The organism is Tenacibaculum aestuarii (assembly GCF_964510395.1).
GTDB lineage: Bacteria > Bacteroidota > Bacteroidia > Flavobacteriales > Flavobacteriaceae > Polaribacter > Polaribacter aestuarii.
Genome location: NZ_CAZEFY010000002.1, coordinates 39514 through 56333 on the forward strand (window position 1 = coordinate 39514; position 16820 = coordinate 56333).

16 protein-coding genes are annotated in these 16820 nt (G+C 31.3%); 8 read left to right on the plus strand and 8 right to left on the minus strand.

Features of this window, described 5'->3' with window-relative positions:
* Positions 1–9 precede the first annotated feature (9 nt).
* Genes ACKTSU_RS05485 through ACKTSU_RS05520 form a run of 8 tightly spaced genes read left to right on the plus strand, consistent with a single transcriptional unit; the run spans position 10 to position 6944 of the window.
* Positions 10–789, plus strand: a complete 780-nt coding sequence (locus ACKTSU_RS05485; RefSeq protein ID WP_408035366.1) for a (Fe-S)-binding protein — start codon at positions 10–12, stop codon at positions 787–789.
* 57 nt (positions 790–846) lie between these two features.
* Positions 847–1785 carry a 1,4-dihydroxy-2-naphthoate octaprenyltransferase gene (gene menA, locus ACKTSU_RS05490; RefSeq protein ID WP_408035367.1) on the plus strand — a complete coding sequence of 313 codons (939 nt, stop codon included), beginning with the start codon at positions 847–849 and terminating at the stop codon, positions 1783–1785.
* An 18-nt stretch (positions 1786–1803) separates the two neighbouring features.
* A complete protein-coding gene (locus ACKTSU_RS05495; RefSeq protein ID WP_408035369.1) occupies positions 1804–2625 on the plus strand; it encodes a DUF4349 domain-containing protein in 822 nt (273 codons plus the stop codon).
* A 53-nt stretch (positions 2626–2678) separates the two neighbouring features.
* The gene (locus ACKTSU_RS05500) at positions 2679–3356 is read left to right on the plus strand and encodes a metal-dependent hydrolase (RefSeq protein WP_408035370.1); all 678 of its coding nucleotides are present in this window, start codon (positions 2679–2681) and stop codon (positions 3354–3356) included.
* A 22-nt stretch (positions 3357–3378) separates the two neighbouring features.
* Positions 3379–3897, plus strand: coding sequence for an SRPBCC family protein (locus tag ACKTSU_RS05505; protein ID WP_408035371.1), 519 nt, complete (start codon positions 3379–3381; stop codon positions 3895–3897).
* A 15-nt stretch (positions 3898–3912) separates the two neighbouring features.
* Complete coding sequence (locus ACKTSU_RS05510) at positions 3913–4947, plus strand: o-succinylbenzoate synthase (protein WP_408035488.1); 1035 nt, start codon at positions 3913–3915, stop codon at positions 4945–4947.
* A 2-nt stretch (positions 4948–4949) separates the two neighbouring features.
* Positions 4950–5873 carry a CPBP family glutamic-type intramembrane protease gene (locus tag ACKTSU_RS05515; protein WP_408035372.1) on the plus strand — a complete coding sequence of 308 codons (924 nt, stop codon included), beginning with the start codon at positions 4950–4952 and terminating at the stop codon, positions 5871–5873.
* An 18-nt stretch (positions 5874–5891) separates the two neighbouring features.
* Positions 5892–6944 (plus strand): AMP-binding protein, encoded by a 1053-nt coding sequence (locus tag ACKTSU_RS05520; RefSeq protein WP_408035373.1) that lies wholly within the window; start codon positions 5892–5894, stop codon positions 6942–6944.
* 147 nt (positions 6945–7091) lie between these two features.
* On the opposite strand, the gene ACKTSU_RS05525 is transcribed toward ACKTSU_RS05520, so the two are convergent.
* The 8 genes from ACKTSU_RS05525 to ACKTSU_RS05560 all read right to left on the minus strand — a co-directional run bounded on the left by ACKTSU_RS05525 (position 7092) and on the right by ACKTSU_RS05560 (position 16736).
* Positions 7092–8570, minus strand: a complete 1479-nt coding sequence (locus tag ACKTSU_RS05525; protein ID WP_408035374.1) for an ArnT family glycosyltransferase — start codon at positions 8568–8570, stop codon at positions 7092–7094.
* An 18-nt stretch (positions 8571–8588) separates the two neighbouring features.
* Positions 8589–9245 carry a lipid-A-disaccharide synthase N-terminal domain-containing protein gene (locus tag ACKTSU_RS05530; protein WP_408035375.1) on the minus strand — a complete coding sequence of 219 codons (657 nt, stop codon included), beginning with the start codon at positions 9243–9245 and terminating at the stop codon, positions 8589–8591.
* Entirely contained in the window at positions 9245–9964 is a 720-nt protein-coding gene (locus ACKTSU_RS05535; RefSeq protein ID WP_408035376.1) for a glycosyltransferase family 2 protein, read from the minus strand. The genes ACKTSU_RS05530 and ACKTSU_RS05535 overlap by 1 nt, the downstream gene beginning before the upstream one ends.
* A gap of 111 nt (positions 9965–10075) precedes the next feature.
* Complete coding sequence (locus ACKTSU_RS05540; protein WP_408035377.1) at positions 10076–10678, minus strand: hypothetical protein; 603 nt, start codon at positions 10676–10678, stop codon at positions 10076–10078.
* A gap of 90 nt (positions 10679–10768) precedes the next feature.
* Complete coding sequence (locus ACKTSU_RS05545) at positions 10769–11491, minus strand: YebC/PmpR family DNA-binding transcriptional regulator (RefSeq protein ID WP_274633500.1); 723 nt, start codon at positions 11489–11491, stop codon at positions 10769–10771.
* 57 nt (positions 11492–11548) lie between these two features.
* The gene (locus ACKTSU_RS05550) at positions 11549–13540 is read right to left on the minus strand and encodes a DUF3352 domain-containing protein (protein ID WP_408035378.1); all 1992 of its coding nucleotides are present in this window, start codon (positions 13538–13540) and stop codon (positions 11549–11551) included.
* 15 nt (positions 13541–13555) lie between these two features.
* Complete coding sequence (locus ACKTSU_RS05555) at positions 13556–15199, minus strand: acyl-CoA carboxylase subunit beta (RefSeq protein WP_408035379.1); 1644 nt, start codon at positions 15197–15199, stop codon at positions 13556–13558.
* A gap of 58 nt (positions 15200–15257) precedes the next feature.
* Positions 15258–16736 carry a helix-turn-helix domain-containing protein gene (locus tag ACKTSU_RS05560; protein ID WP_408035380.1) on the minus strand — a complete coding sequence of 493 codons (1479 nt, stop codon included), beginning with the start codon at positions 16734–16736 and terminating at the stop codon, positions 15258–15260.
* Positions 16737–16820: the final 84 nt, after the last annotated feature.

Genomic DNA, 16820 nt, shown 5'->3' on the forward strand with positions numbered 1-16820 from the left:
TAAAGAATTATGAACGTACCAACAATGGCAGATATGATGGCTCAAGGAAAACAACCAGAAGTGTTGTTTTGGGTAGGGGCTGCAGGAAGTTATGATGATAGAGCAAAAAAAATAACAAGAGCTTTTGTGAAAATATTACAACAAGCTGGAGTTGATTTTGCGGTATTAGGTACTGAAGAAAGTTCAACAGGAGATGCAGCAAAGCGTGCTGGAAATGAGTTTTTATTTCAAATGCAAGCAGTTACTAATATTGAAGTTTTAAATGCTTACGAAGTAAAAACGATTGTAACTTGCGATCCGCATTCATTTAATACACTAAAAAATGAATATCCAGGATTAGGAGGAAAGTACAAAGTATATCACCACACACAATATATTAGCAAGCTAATTAGTGAAGGACGTTTAACTATTGAAGATAAAAACTTAAACGGAAAACGTTTAACATATCATGATCCATGCTATTTAGGACGTGCTAACGATGTATATGAAAGTCCACGTGATTTAATTCGTCGTTTAGGAGTAAAAATGACAGAGATGAAGCGCCATAAATCAACGGCATTATGCTGTGGAGCTGGTGGAGCTCAAATGTTTAAAGAACCAGAAAAAGGTGATAAAGATATTAATGTGTTACGAACTGAAGATGCATTAGAAACGAATCCTCAGATTATTGCTACCGGATGTCCTTACTGTAATACTATGATGACTGATGGCGTGAAATTCAAAGAAAAAGAAGCACAAATAGAAGTAAAAGATATTGCTGAGTTAATTGCTGAGGCAAATAATTTATAATAGTAAAAAATATAAACTGTGTTATTCCCGCGAAAGCGGGAATCTTATTTTTTAAGAATGATTAAAAACTACATAAAAGCAGCACGTTTACGTACATTACCTCTTTCTGTTTCAGGGATTATTGTTGGAGCAACAATAGGAAATTATGATTATATAAATAATACCGAAGGTTTTTTTTGTTGCTTTGGTTGTCCGTTATTTTTCCAAACAGAAATTTTTTGGTTAGCCATTTTAACCACAATTGGGTTTCAAGTATTATCTAATTTTGCGAATGATTATGGAGATGGAGTAAAAGGTACGGATAATGAAAGAGAAGGAGAAGCACGTATGGTGGCTTCAGGAGCGATTACTCCAAAACAAATGAAGTCAGCAATGATTGTTACAGGAGTTATTACGATTGTTATTGCTCTACTATTAATTTATGTTTCCTTTGGAAAAGACAGTTTTTTATATTCTGCAATTTTCTTCGGATTAGGAATTGCATCTATCATAGCTGCTATAAAATATACAGTAGGTAAATCTGCCTATGGTTACAGTGGATTTGGAGATGTTTTTGTGTTCCTTTTCTTCGGATTGTTAGCAGTAGTAGGAACGTACTTTTTATACACTAAGGAATTAAACTTTACGATTTTTTTACCAGCAATAACTGTCGGATTGTTAAGTACAGCGGTGTTGAATTTAAATAACATGCGTGATAGAGAGAATGATGCAAAATCAGGAAAAAACACGTTGGTAGTGAAAATGGGATCTGAATCGGCAAAAATGTATCACTACTTTTTAATTATCGCATCATTTCTGTTTGCATTGTTATATGTGGTTATCAAGTATCACTCACCAACTCAATTTCTATTTATTGTAGCTTACATTCCTTTGGCAAAACATCTGTTTTTTGTGTACAAAAATAAAGAAGAGACTTTATTAGATGGAGAGCTAAAAAAAGTAGCATTAAGTACCTTTTTATTTTCAATTTTATTTGGATTGGGGCAAATTTTGTAACTTCCCTGAAAAAATATGATGAAAAAAATTTTAAATCTTTTTGTAGCTGTTGTTTTATTAACAGCTTGTAATGACGGGAGTAAAAACCTTGAATCTTATGGCAGTAACAGTGCTTTAAGAGATGTAGCAACTATCGAAGAAGTAGGAGAATCAGTTGAGTTAAAAGGAAATAATGAAGCTCCAGTAGTTGAAAGAAAATTAATTAAAACAGGAGATATATCTTTTGAGACAAGTGATTTATCAGCAACAAGAAACCACATAGAACAAGTATTAAAAAAATACAACGGTTATATTTCTACCGATAATGAATACAAATCTTCACAAAGTATTACGACCAATTTAACTGTTAGAATTCCTTCTAAAAATTTTGATGTTTTTTTAAGTGAAATTTCTTCAAAAGTAACACGATTTGATAATAAAAACATATCTGTAAAAGATGTAACAGAGCAGTTTTTAGATGTTGAAGCTCGTTTAAAAGTAAAAAAAAAGTTAGAGCAGCGTTATAGTGAGATATTAAAAAAAGCATCTTCAGTAAAAGAAATTATAGAGGTAGAAAGAGAATTAAACAAGGTAAGATCAGAAATAGAATCGATGGAAGGTCGCCTGAAATATTTGCAAAATCAGGTATCCTATTCAACCTTAACAATCCGATTTTATAAAACAGAAATAAGCAAAGCGTATTCAAAAAGTTTTGGAAAGCGCTTAACAGAAGCCTTTAGCAGTGGAATAGATAACATAAAATGGTTCTTTATTGGTTTGGTAAATATTTGGCCATTTATATTGCTAATCACCTTACTAGTTATATTTATTAAAAAACGAATTAAACGAAAGAAAGAATAGAGCCTTTGTAATTAAAGGTAACATCTTATCATATTAAAACTAAAAACAAATAGATGAAAATCACTTTTTACGGTCATGCGTGTTTTGGAGTAGAAATTAACGGAACCCACGTGTTAATTGATCCTTTTATAACAGGAAATCCTTTAGCATTACACATTAATGTAGATGAAGTAAAAGCAGACTATATATTACTTACACATGCACACCAAGATCATGTGTTAGATGTTGAGCGTATCGCAGAAAGAACAGGAGCTACTATAGTTTCGAATTATGAAATCGTAATGTATTACGGAGCAAAGAATTTAAAAGGACATCCTGTAAATCATGGTGGTACTTATACAAACGACACATTTTCTGCTAAATATGTAAATGCTATTCATACTTCATCTTTTGCAGATGGAAGCTACGGTGGTCAACCAGGTGGATTCGTAATTACTGCGGGAGAAAAATCGTTATATGTTTCTGGAGATACTGCTGTTACCATGGATATGCAGTTAATACCGATGACTACAAACCTTACGGCGTCAATTTTTCCAATAGGAGATAATTTCACGATGGGAGTAGATGATGCTATTATAGCAAGTGATTTGGTAATTTGTAATAAAGTAATAGGTTGTCACTTTAGCACTTTCCCTCCAATAACAATTGATGTTGATGATGCGAAAGAAAAGTTTACACAAGCTAAAAAAGAATTAGTGATTTTAGAAATTGGAGAAACAATAACTATTTAAGAGGTTATTTTAGGTTAGAATTATGAAAAAAATCAAAATAATTTTAGGAATTATAACTGCTTTAATTCTTGCGTTTTTTTTAACAGGACTGGTTGTTCAAGAGGTAGTTTACACGAATGAGATAACAGTTAACAAGCCTGTAAAAGAAGTTTTTGCCGACTTTCAAAATGTAGAATTGATGAAGCAATGGATGCCAGAAGTAAAATCGATTGACGTATTAGAAGAGAAGCCAAATAAAATAGGAAGTACATATAAAGTTGTTGTTGAAAACCAAGGGAAATTGGTGACTATGACAGAAGAAGTATTAGCTTTTGAAGAAAATGAAAGACTTACTTTTCATTTCGATGCAGAAAATATGTTAAAAACAGATGATTATGTATTTACTTCTGAAGGAAATATAACTAAGATAGTACAAACAACAACCTGTACAAGTGAGTCGTATGTAATGAGTTGTTTGTTTCCGTATTTTAAAGGAGCATTGAAAAAAATGAGTCAACAATATTTAGACGAATTTAAAAAAGCGTCTGAAGCTCATAACTAAAAAAATAAACAGTTGATTAAAGCTACCTATCATAAATATTTATTGAATTTTAAGCAAGCTAGTGGAACTTCTCGTGGAATTTTAAGAACTAAAGAAACATGGTTTTTAGTTTTAGAAAGAGAAGGAAAACAAGGTTTTGGTGAATGTGGTTTGTTTCGTGGATTAAGTGCTGATGATAGACCTGATTATGAAGAGAAGTTACAATGGGTATGTAACAATATTAATCTTGGTTTAGATGTTTTATTGGCAGAAGTGGCACATTTCCCGTCGATTCAATTTGGATTAGAACAAGCCTTTTTATCATTAGAAAGTGAAAATCCGTTTGAATTATTTCCATCAGATTTTTCTAAAGGAAAAGAGCAAATTTCAATAAACGGATTAATTTGGATGGGTGATAAATCCTTTATGCAACAGCAAATAAAGGATAAGTTACAGCAAGGTTTTACAACAATAAAAATGAAGATTGGAGCTATTGATTTCGATACAGAAATAGCATTGTTGCAGTCCATCAGAAAAGAATTTTCAGCCAAAGAAATAGAGTTAAGAGTAGACGCTAACGGAGCATTTTTGCCTGAAAATGCTTTAGAAAAACTACAAAGATTAGCCGAGTTAGAGTTGCATTCAATAGAACAACCTATCAAACAAGGTCAGTGGCAAGAAATGGCGAGATTGTGTGAGGAAACACTGTTACCAATTGCGTTAGATGAAGAACTAATTGGCGTGTTTTCTTCCGAAGAAAAAGAAAATTGTATTAGTACAATTCAACCACAATACATCATTTTAAAACCTAGTTTGGTTGGAGGTTTTCAAGGAAGCAACGAGTGGATTCAAATAGCAGCTAATCATAATGCAGGAAACTGGATTACTTCGGCATTAGAAAGTAATATTGGCTTAAACGCAATAGCACAATGGACCTATACGTTGAACAATCCTTTACCGCAAGGATTAGGAACTGGAAGTTTGTTTACAAATAACATTGAGAGTCCGCTAGAAGTTACAAATGGAAGCTTAGGTTACAACACGAATAAAAATTGGGACTTTAATATTTAAAAATGGATTTTATACAACAAGCATATAAAGGCGAAAATAGTTGGTGGAGGTGGTTACTTACAATTGTAATAGTAATGTCTCCTTTTTTATTAAACTTCGCAATTTATTTTTTATTACCAGAAGTATATAAAGGCTTGATGGAGGATACAGCCAATTTTCAAGGAAACAAAAATATTTTCCTAATTGAAAATTTAATGCCATTTGCAGTACTTTTAGTTTTGTTGATAGTATTTGTGAAGTTCGTGCATTTACGGTCATTCACTTCTGTAGTAACAAGTAGAAAGAAAGTAGATTGGAACCGTTTTTTTTATGGGTTTGTTTCTTGGTTTTTAATGACGGTATTTTTTCTTTTTATAGGTTATTTGTTAGCACCAGAAGAATTCGTGTGGAATTTTAAACCAGTTCCGTTTTTTCTATTATTAACGATTTGTATCATTTTAATCCCGATTCAAACATCGTTAGAAGAGTTGTTGTTTAGAGGTTATTTAATGCAAGGAATAGGAATTTTAACTAAAACCAGATGGGTTCCGCTAATCGTAACTTCAACGTTGTTTGGGTTAATGCATATTTTAAATCCAGAAGTATCCAAGTTAGGCTACGGAATTATGGGTTTTTATATTGGAACAGGTTTTTTATTCGGAATTATCACCTTGTTAGATGAAGGAACAGAATTAGCTTTAGGAATTCACGCAGCAAATAATATTGCAGCGGCTGTTTTAGTAGCTTCAAATTGGGCAGTTTTTCAAACTGACGCCTTATTTATTGATCATTCTGAACCGAATTTAATATATCAAATGATTATTCCTGTTTTTTTTATTTATCCGTTATACATTATGTTTTTACAAAAAAAATATGGATGGAAAAACTGGAAAGAAAAATTGTTTGGTAAGATTGAAAAACCAGTAATCACTAAAGAAATTCTATAGTATACTATCCTGAATATTGTGAAAAAAAACAACTTTCATAAAAGTTTTCAGTTAAATGAAAAGTCTTTTTCTTCAGAAGAAGAACTCTTGAGTTTTTCTAAAACAATTAATAATTCTGTCTTTTCATTTTTATCAGATTGGTTTAATGCTGAAGATTTTGTAGTAGTGCAAACTTCTGGTTCTACAGGAAAACCGAAACCAATTCCGTTGAAAAAAGAGTTTATGAAAAACTCAGCAGAGGCAACGGGAGCTTTTTTTGAATTGAAAGAAAACACTACTGCTTTATTGTGTCTTTCTACCGATTATATTGCAGGAAAAATGATGCTTGTCCGAGCTTTAACGTTAGGGTGGAAGCTTGATGTTGTAGAAGCAATTTCTAATCCATTGGAAGGAATAAATAAAGTGTATGACTTTTCTGCAATGGTACCAATGCAGTTACAAAACTCGTTAAAAGATTTACATAAGGTTAAAAAACTAATTGTAGGTGGTGGAGTCGTTTCTAACGATTTAATTGTAGAAATTCAAAATCTATCTACTCAAGTTTTTGCTACCTATGGAATGACCGAAACCATTACACATGTTGCTGTGAAAAAACTGAATAATGTCATTTCGAACGATAGTAATAAATCTAACTATAAAACACTACCTGACGTACATCTTTCACAAGACAGTCGAAATTGCTTGATAATTGATGCTCCTAAAGTATCAGAGGAAAGAGTTGTAACAAATGACGTAGTGGATTTAATTTCTGAAAGAGAGTTTGAATGGTTAGGTCGTTATGATAATGTCATTAATTCTGGTGGAATTAAGCTACATCCAGAAAAAATAGAAGAAAAATTATCTAAAATTATCTCGAATCGTTTTTTTGTTATCGGTGTTCCAGATAAGGTGTTAGGAGAAAAATTAGTGCTTGTCATAGAAGGGAAAGAATACAATGTTATCTTGAACGAAGCAAAGAATCTGACCAAATATGAAATCCCTAAAGAAATTTACTTTGTAGATAGATTTATAGAAACAGAGACAAAAAAAATCCAACGTAAGAAAACATTGGATTTAGTAAGGTTGTTATAATTTCTAGGTTAGTATAAAACAGTCCATTTACCCATTATTTTTTTGTTAGGATAGTTCTTTGCTAACCAATCTAATCTTTCTGGAAGTTGCTTTTTATAAAGTATTAAAACAGTAGGTTTTTCTACGATTCCATTTAAACTTTCTAACTCAGTAGTATCTATTAAGATTGATTAGGTGATTTTTCCAGTTTGTATCTGTTTCAAACTGAGTTTCTCTATTTAAAGATTCGTGCCCATCGTATAAGGAAATAATTGATTTATTCAATCCAAAAGCAATGGATGATTTTCTAATATTGTAGACTAAAATATCTCTAGAATTAAGATTTTCATTAATAATAAAGTCTGTTACAGGCTTCGAAGCATTTACTTTTAATTCGTTCTTAGCTAAGATTGTTGAAGCACTGATCAATAAAAACACCGTAACAACAAATGAGGTAAGTACTGGCTTGAATTTAACTTCTTCTTTAGATTTATAAAGGAAGAATACTACGATTGCAACAGCACAACTAGCAATTGCTAAATAATATGGAAAATTCATTCCAGTATTTATAAATGGAGCTACAATAAACGCCAATAGAATTAAACCAGAAAATCCAAGAATAAAAGCATTGATAGTTTTGATTTTTTCTGTGGTTATTCGTGAAAACAAATCAGCTATTAATATAGCAAGTAAGCCATATAATGGTAAGATGTATAAAATTCGTTTTGAAGAAGAAACTGAAAAGAAAATCAAAGGAATTACAAACGCCATTAACATAGCAAAATGGATTGTTTTTGTTTTTAATAATTCTTTTTGATCTTTAAGTAAATAAATAAATGCTAAAAACCATGGTAAACCAACTAACGGAGCAAAAGCTAAGAAGTACCAAAATGGTTCTGTTCTTCCGAAGGCGTTTTTAGAGAACCTATCTGCGGTCTGTTTTCCTAAGAAATAATCTAAAAAGGCAGGATTACTGTAACCTAAATAGACAAACCAAGATGCTGCAATAATTAAAAATAAAGTCCAAGCCGTAATATGATGAATAGAAAAATTTCTTTTTGCCTTTTCTGTACGGTTATAAAATAAAATGAAAATTACTGGAACGATAAATATTACAGGTCCTTTTGTTAGAAAACCTAACGCTAAACTTAGAGTAAAAGCATAAAGCCATTTTATAACTCCAGATTGGCGATATTTTACCCAACTATAAATACTTAGTAAAACAAAGGTTGCTAAAAAAGCATCGGTTGTTAAGTTTCGTGAAGACATTAAAACTAACGGAAAGCTAAAATAGATAATAGCAGACCAAAGTGCCGTTTTTTTATTGTTGAATAATGAAATACTTAAACGGTAGACCAATACAAGTTGAAGTAAAACAGCTAATTGTAAAAAGAAACGAGCTCCAAAAGCATTGATACCAAATATTTTGTAGCCTAAAGCTGTAATTTGATAGGTAAATGGAGGTTTGTGATAGTGATGAACATCTAACAAGTTAGGGTGCATATAATCACCAGAAACATGCATAGCTCTACCTATTTCGGCATATCTAGCATCGCTACTTTCAATAACTCCATATGAGCCTACATTAATAAGTAAGCTAATAGCAGCTATTACTAAAAATATATTAAAAGTTAGTTTGTTTTTCATTCTGAAAAAAGAATAAGTTTATGAGTTAGTTTTTAACACTTTATCTTGTTTTAATAAGATAAAAACGTTTCTGATATAAATAACAAAACCGAATAATTGTCCAATGAATAATACAGGGTCTTTTCTTATAACTGCATAGCTTAAAATCATAAGCGATCCTACAAGGCTTAACAACCAAAACCCTAAAGGTAACGAAGATTCTTTTTTACGCTCAGAATAAATCCATTGATAGATAAAACGCAGTGTAAAAATAATCTGACCTATACTTCCCCAGATTAATAAGTTAATGGGAATCTCTTCATTGCGGAACAATCGCTCAACATCAATTTGGTTATTCTTAAAGGAATATAGAGCAATTAAAAAAGGGAAAATAAGTAAAAAACCACGCAGAAATTTAGGTAGTTTTATCCAAGATCCCTGTAATTGCATATTTCTAATATAGATAAAGTAGGTTAACGATTGCCCTAACATAATGGCAAAATCGTCTCGTAACCATCCGTAAACAAAAAGCAAAAAGGAAGCAATTAGACTTAATTGCCAAAACAATTCAGGTGTTAGTACTCTTTTTACTTTTTCAGATTGAATCCATTGTAATAAAAGCCTTGCTGAAAATAAAATTTGAGCAGCAAAACCGATAATGTATACAAAAGATTTATATGAAAGCCAGTCGCTCATTAGCTAATTTTAGACTTTTCAATAGTATAATTTATATAGCTTTTTCGCATCCATCTGTAAGCAAAAGTATCACGTAACGCTTTTAAAGACCTATTGAAAATATTGAATTTAGAAGTACCCGCAATACGTTCAAAATGCTGAACTTTTAGCTGTTTTATTTTTCCATTCTGTAATAAAATTAAAGCTGGAATAAAACGGTGCATTCCTTTAAAGAAAGGAATCTTTTTAGCAACATCAGTACGAAGTACTTTTAACGGACAACCAGTATCAATAACTCCATCGTTAATTAAACTACGGCGTATGCTGTTAGCAATTAACGATTGTAGTTTTTTACTTAAAGTATCTTTTCTTTTCCCTCTATATCCAATTACAGCTTGGTAATTATCAATATCTTCTAATAAAATATCGAAATCATAAGGAGTGGTTTGTAAATCGGCATCAATATACCCGATTAATTCGGTGTCGATATGGTCAATACCAGCTTTGATAGCTGAACTTAATCCGCAGTTTTCTTTAAATTTTAAGTATTCAAAGTTAGGGTTGTTTGTGCAGATTTCAGAAATTTTATTGAAACTATCATCGGTAGAACCATCATCAATAAATAAAACCTTGCTTTTAGTTTTACTTTTAGAAAAGTAATCAGTGAACGTACTGTGTATTCTATCTAAGTTATCAATTTCATTAAAAACTGGAATGATGATAGTCATTCTGTAATCCATAGACTAGTTTGTTTTAGTATGACCGTGCGAAAGTACAAATAATAAAAAAAACAATTAGATTTTAGATTAATATTTGTAAAGCTCTAAATCTAATTGTTTAAATAATTCTTGTTATCTATTAACATCTAAAAAATCTTTGTTATCAAAGGCTTCTTTATAGTCAGATAAACTCATTCCAAATCGTTCAGCATTGTAATTTTCTTCTTTATCAATTTTATAAAGTTTACTCCTTTTACTAATTTCCATTGAATTTGCCACAAAGAAAATAGAATCGGTAGTTACGTTGGTAACTTTTATAGTAGAATAAGCTTTTTTGGATGATTTATACTTAATGATGTCATTTACTTGTGGACTATTAATATAAGCAACGACATCTTTATCGTGTTGTTTTACAGAGTAAATTACAAAAAGAATAAGAGCGCCTACTAAAAGAGAACCTATCCAATGTGTAAATGGAGTTTTAGTGTTTCGTTTTACATTGTCGTGAGCTAATTTTAACTGTTCACTCATGTTTTTACGTTCATAAGTAGCTTTACAGTGATTACACTCAGAGACTCCTTTTTTACCCAAAGGGAAAATTGGAATCCAGTAGATGTAAAAGTATTTTCCAAAAATACTAATGGTGTGAGTGTTTTGTTGTTCGCAATGGGTACACTTTACACCGCTAACTTTTTCGCTATGCAAATGTGTTCCTTTAGTTCCGTAGAATATCATAATTATGAGAGGTTTGGTTAGAGTAAATATATAAAAAAAATCCAACGGTATAAATCGTTGGATTTTTAAGTTTTATAAATATAATAATGTTTATTCTTCCATAGAATGATATACGTTGTTTACGTCATCATCCTCTTCTAATTTTTCTAAAAGTTTGTTTACTTCTTCTTTCTGTTCATCAGAAAGAGCAGTAGTTGTAGTAGGAATTCGTTCAAATTCAGAAGAAATAATTTCAATATTGTTTTCTTCTAAATATTTTTGAATAGATCCGAATTGACCAAACGGAGCATATAACATAACTGAGTTGTCTTCTTCATCAGTAAATACTTCTTCAACTTCGAAGTCAATCATTTCCATTTCAAATTCTTCTAAATCCATTGTTAATGATTCTTCTTTAATCTTGAAGTTTACCACGTGGTCAAACATAAAAGCTACAGAACCAGATGTACCTAAGTTACCGTTACACTTGTTAAAAGCAGCACGAACATTAGCTACTGTACGATTGTTGTTGTTGGTAGCAGTTTCTACTAAAACAGCTACTCCGTGAGGAGCATATCCTTCAAATAATACCTCTTTGTAATTTTCTGTGTTTTTATCAGATGCTTTTTTAATGGCACGCTCAACATTGTCTTTAGGCATGTTGGCAGCTTTTGCATTTTGAATAACTACACGTAAACGAGAGTTGGTTTCGGGGTTAGGACCTCCTTCTTTAACCGCCATAACGATATCTTTACCAATACGAGTAAAGGTTTTAGCCATAGCTGACCAACGTTTCATCTTTCTTGCTTTCCTAAATTCGAATGCTCTTCCCATGTGTATTCTGTTTTAATTTTGCTTGGCAAATGTAACTAATGCTATAAAATATTGCAATTAAAAATGTTTTTTGAAAATTACATTACCTGTTTGTTCATCATATGCTTTCCAAGTGCCACTTTGCTTATCATTTTTATAATGCCCTTTAACTTTTACGTTTCCGTTTTCATAATACGATTTGTAAGAACCATCTTTTAAACCATCGTTTAAATCAACTTCAAATTTTAGTTTTCCATTTTCATAAAATTCTTGATACGATTTGGCACTTAAATCTGACGGATGTATAGGATGAAGGTTAAAAAAGTTTTCCGAACTTAGAGTGTTTATAGAGTCTTTGTAAGGAGTTAATTCTTCAAGTAATTTCTTTTTTAATTCCTCCTCTTTTTTAAGATGGATTTCAATTTCTTCTGGATGTTCATAAACAAAAGAAATATTGCTTTTAAATAAATCATCTTCGGCAATAAGTTGCAAACCGATTTGAGAAAAACAAGTAATATAAGGTTTGTCTTTTTGAAGTTGAGTTCGAGTTTTATTATCAACTAAACTTAAAAGATCTTTGTAAGAATTTGGTGTGTTAACATAAGCAAACACACTAGATTTCTTTTCGAAATTATAGTTGAAATCATCAAATTTTTCTGAGTTTTCAAGTGTATATCCTATTAAATGGTTGTTGATAATTTCTTTAATAGTGTTCGGACTTGTACTAAAAACAACGAAATCATCAATAATAGTAAAGTAAGGCTTGTCCATTTTAGAAAATACATTACCAGCTAGCATTTTAAAGAACCCTTTTAGATCAAAAAAATTAATAGGATACCCTCGGTAATTAATTTGCTTGTATTTTAATGGAGTGTTTTCTTTTATCTTAGAAAGAACAAATTGAAGATTTTCTTTAGCATCCTCAATATCGTCAGCTTTAATAATAGCAGCGATATCTTTTTTGTTTTTTGAAAGTTCAGTGTTAAAATGAATTAAAGCTATTTCACTACCAATCCAGCTGTATACATGTTCAGAAACATTAATATCTAGTTTACCCTCAATCATTGCTAATTGATCAGAATACATTTTGAAATCTGCTGGGTTTTCTTGTTGAAGTGTCTCTAGATTATGATTAAAAGTTTTAAAATCATCAAAAGCAAAACTAAGGTATAAAGAAGTGTTTTTCGGAGCTATTTTAGCTGCACTACGTTTACCAACTCCTGAATTTTGTAAAACTTTTAAATAGGTTTGTGAATTGCTATCAACATTTGTGTAACCAGTAGCTTGTACTATAACTCCTTCTATAATTGAAATGTCTAATCCTGTGTAAAAAAAAGCTTCTTTATTTAAGAAATCTAAATTGCTAGAACTGGTAAAACAATTTAAATAGCCTTTTAGATATTTATGTTGTAAATAGATATTAAAAAATCCATCAGTATCTGTTTTCTCCTTTATTTCTATAAAATTTATATCACGTCCAATAACAGGGTTTAAGTATTGGTCTATTGATTTTTCAACGAGAGTATGAGTGTAGGAAGCAATTACCTGATTTTTAATAAATGAAAGGTGTAAGGTTTCCCGTGTCTCTTTATTGTAAAGCTCAATAATTTCATGTTCTTTATATACTCGTTTGGTGACTCTATAACCTTCACCAGCTAAATTACTAATAGCTCTTTTTAGGAAGATGAGTTTGGAGAATTTTTGTAGATCAGCAATATATAATAAACCGTATTTTTTAGGACTATATACATGTACAGAGATAACTAAGTTACGCTCACCAATAAAGTCAAAAATTTCTTTTTTAGCTTTAAAAGTTTCATCTAAACTATTGAGACCTTCAGATAGCTTATTGATTTGTTGATTGGATTGAAGATGTGTCCAAATTTCACTTGAGCTTATTTCATCCCAAGTGTCAATAGGTCTTTCAGTATCAACTATAAAAACAGCATTATCAGGAACTAAGTAAATAGGTTTAATATTGTCATTTTCAGATAGGGTGAAAATATAAACCTGGTAGATTACAAATCCAATTATAAGGGCAATAATGCCCCAAAATACTTTCCTCTTCATGCTACTTTCTTTGTTTTAAACTTGTAAAACTCCCAAATTAAAAGGTTTTTCAATGGGAGCGTGGTTTGCTGCTTCTATTCCCATAGAAATCCAAGTTCTGGTGTCTAAAGGATTAATCACAGCGTCTGTCCAAATTCTTGCAGCAGCGTAATATGGAGATATTTGATTGTCGTATCTCGATTTTATTTTATCGAATAATTCTGCTTCTTTTTCTGGAGTAATTTCTTCTCCTTTATTTTTAAGAGCAGCAGTTTCAATTTGTAATAATACTTTAGCAGCAGAAGCACCACTCATTACAGCTAATTCTGCACTAGGCCATGCAAAAATAAGGCGTGGATCGTAGGCTTTACCACACATAGCATAATTTCCTGCTCCGTAAGAGTTACCAATAACCACAGTAAATTTAGGAACAACAGAGTTACTAACAGCATTCACCATTTTGGCTCCGTCTTTAATGATTCCGCTATGTTCAGATTTACTTCCTACCATAAATCCAGTAACATCTTGTAAGAAAACTAATGGGATTTTCTTTTGATTACAGTTGGCAATAAATCGTGTAGCTTTATCGGCTGAATCATTATAAATTACCCCACCAAACTGCATTTCGCTAGGTTTGGTTTTTGCTCCTTTTGATTTTACAATTTTACGTTGGTTAGCAACAATACCAACAGCCCATCCATCAATACGAGCATATCCAGTAATAATGGTTTGACCGTAGCCTGCTTTGTATTCTTCAAATTCAGAATTATCTACCAAACGTTTAATGATTTCCATCATATCGTATTGCTCATTACGAGCTTTTGGTAAAATTCCAAAAATATCATCTTCGTTTTCTTTTGGAGGAAAAGCTTCTTTACGGTTAAAACCAGCTTTATCATAATCTCCAATTTTATCCATTAAATTTTTAATGGTGTCTAAAGCATCTTTATCATCTTTTGCTTTATAATCGGTAACACCAGATACTTCACAATGTGTGGTTGCTCCACCCAACGTTTCATTATCAATAGTTTCACCAATAGCAGCTTTTACTAAATAACTACCAGCTAAGAAAATACTACCTGTTTTATCTACAATTAAAGCTTCATCACTCATAATAGGTAAGTAAGCACCACCAGCAACACAGCTTCCCATAACGGCAGCAATTTGGGTAATTCCCATGCTACTCATTACAGCATTATTTCTAAAAATTCTTCCGAAGTGTTCTTTATCAGGAAAAATTTCATCTTGCATAGGTAAATAAACCCCCGCAGAATCAACTAAGTAGATGATAGGTAATTTGTTTTCAATAGCAATTTCTTGAGCTCTTAAGTTCTTTTTACCAGTAATAGGGAACCAAGCACCGGCTTTTACTGTAGCGTCATTGGCTACAACAATACACTGTTTACCACTAACGTACCCCATTTTAACAACTACACCTCCTGAAGGACATCCACCGTGTTCTTGATACATATCTTCTCCTGCAAAAGCAGCGATTTCGATAGATTTTGATTTGTCGTCTAATAAATAGTCGATACGTTCACGAGCGGTCATTTTTCCTTTTTCGTGATGTTTATCAATACGCTTTTGGCCGCCCCCTAATTTAACTTTGGCTAAGCGTCTGCGTAAATCTGATACTAAAAGTTTATTGTGGTCTTCGTTTTTATTGAAGTTAAGATCCATGGTAAGTTATTTGTTTGCGTGTGCTAAAATAAGAAAAACAACGTACAAAACAAGGTGTTTAGGTATACGATTGAATGATGTTTTCAACAGTGTTTTCTATTTCTTTATTTCTAGATTGTTTCATTAAAATATAAGGTTCAGCCACTCGTTCGTTACAGTTTTGTACTGCGCATGTTTCGCAAGTAACACCTACTGTTTTTTTAATAAAAGTATCTTCATTAAAAAAATGAAGTTTGCGTTTTAAGTGTGGAGAAAGTAGCATACCTATACTTACACTACGATTAATTTTTTCTTTAAAAGGATCTGCGGTAGCTGCAGAAAGAACTAAATACTCCTTTTGAGAATTTTCGTACGATGATATTTGAATTCCATAAGCTGATTTTTTTTCTTCTGAAACCTCCAAGTCCTGAATTGTTTTAATGGCAATCCATCTTCTGCAATAATGTTCATTGTTACGATTGGCATGTGGAGATTGTTGTTGTGTAATATGTAGCTCTTTTGAAAGTCTATGTACAGGAGAACCTTCTTTATGTGTAAAACGTAAAAAGAACAGGTTCTTAATATTAAAATGCTTAGGTAAAATATTGGTTAAACGTTGATAGAATGTTTCGTCAGAACAATTATAACTTCTAATAATTTTATGCAATTGTATAGGCTGCCAGGTTTCTAAAGAAAAAAGTTGTGTTAGTTTTTGAATTAAATCATCTTTTGGAATAATTAAAGCACCAGCAAAGTAAGAAGCTATAAAATTATTTAATACTTCATCAAAACTTTCAAATTTTATCCATGGAAACGTGTATAGTCTGTCTTCAATCTCTAAATAATTATAAGCTATTTCTTTAGCAAAAATGAATGTTTTTTGCGCTTTGTTTATGTCGTTATATATAAGGAGTGTTTTATTCTTTGGAATATAGATGTTTCTGAGTTCAGATAGTTTTTGATGTTTAGATAATTCTTCACTATCAATAGTGTAACCATATTCTTCAATTAAAATTTCTTCTAAGTCTTTTGAAGTAATAGGTTTATTTGGATTTATTTGATAAGCCTCAATAAAATCGGTAACCTTTGTTTCAATATCTTCAAAATAATTGTTGTGTGCCTCTTGGTATGAACGTAATGCAGCAAGGAAAAAGCTTTCTCTTGTTAAGTTGTAGTTTTGCGAAATCTTAATAATGGTACTTATAAACGCATTAACCTTTGCAGGAGCATTGGCGATAATATCAATCAGGTTATTTTCTTTAATACCAAATAGGTCTAAAGGAATTTCTTTTAAAATTTTAGATTGTAAAATTTCACCAATTGGTGCTAGGTTTTTATCTAGTTTTAGAGATACTAAATGGTCGTAAGGCACTTCTAGCTTTTCAGAAAGAATAACAATTTTATCGGTTTTAGGATACTTTTTCCCTTTCTCAATTTCGTTTAAATATGATTTTGATAAACCTGTTAATTTGGCTAATCCAAAGAGTGATAGGTTTTTATCGGTACGTATTTGTTTCAGTTTTAATCCGAAAACTAATCTGATATATTCTTCTTCCAAGATATTTTTATTAAAAGATTCGTAATTCAAAGGTATAAAAATTAGCGAATTAATAAAAATCAGTAAATTTTATATTTTTAGCGA

Bases quoted from the DNA above. Each gene is read 5' to 3' on its own strand.
- ACKTSU_RS05485 (WP_408035366.1), top strand. From the start codon at position 10: ATGAACGTACCAACAATGGCAGATATGATGGCTCAAGGAAAACAACCA.
- menA (WP_408035367.1), top strand. From the start codon at position 847: ATGATTAAAAACTACATAAAAGCAGCACGTTTACGTACATTACCTCTT.
- ACKTSU_RS05495 (WP_408035369.1), top strand. From the start codon at position 1,804: ATGAAAAAAATTTTAAATCTTTTTGTAGCTGTTGTTTTATTAACAGCT.
- ACKTSU_RS05500 (WP_408035370.1), top strand. From the start codon at position 2,679: ATGAAAATCACTTTTTACGGTCATGCGTGTTTTGGAGTAGAAATTAAC.
- ACKTSU_RS05505 (WP_408035371.1), top strand. From the start codon at position 3,379: ATGAAAAAAATCAAAATAATTTTAGGAATTATAACTGCTTTAATTCTT.
- ACKTSU_RS05515 (WP_408035372.1), top strand. From the start codon at position 4,950: ATGGATTTTATACAACAAGCATATAAAGGCGAAAATAGTTGGTGGAGG.
- ACKTSU_RS05525 (WP_408035374.1), bottom strand. From the start codon at position 8,570: ATGAAAAACAAACTAACTTTTAATATATTTTTAGTAATAGCTGCTATT.
- ACKTSU_RS05530 (WP_408035375.1), bottom strand. From the start codon at position 9,245: ATGAGCGACTGGCTTTCATATAAATCTTTTGTATACATTATCGGTTTT.
- ACKTSU_RS05535 (WP_408035376.1), bottom strand. From the start codon at position 9,964: ATGGATTACAGAATGACTATCATCATTCCAGTTTTTAATGAAATTGAT.
- ACKTSU_RS05540 (WP_408035377.1), bottom strand. From the start codon at position 10,678: ATGATATTCTACGGAACTAAAGGAACACATTTGCATAGCGAAAAAGTT.
- ACKTSU_RS05545 (WP_274633500.1), bottom strand. From the start codon at position 11,491: ATGGGAAGAGCATTCGAATTTAGGAAAGCAAGAAAGATGAAACGTTGG.
- ACKTSU_RS05550 (WP_408035378.1), bottom strand. From the start codon at position 13,540: ATGAAGAGGAAAGTATTTTGGGGCATTATTGCCCTTATAATTGGATTT.
- ACKTSU_RS05555 (WP_408035379.1), bottom strand. From the start codon at position 15,199: ATGGATCTTAACTTCAATAAAAACGAAGACCACAATAAACTTTTAGTA.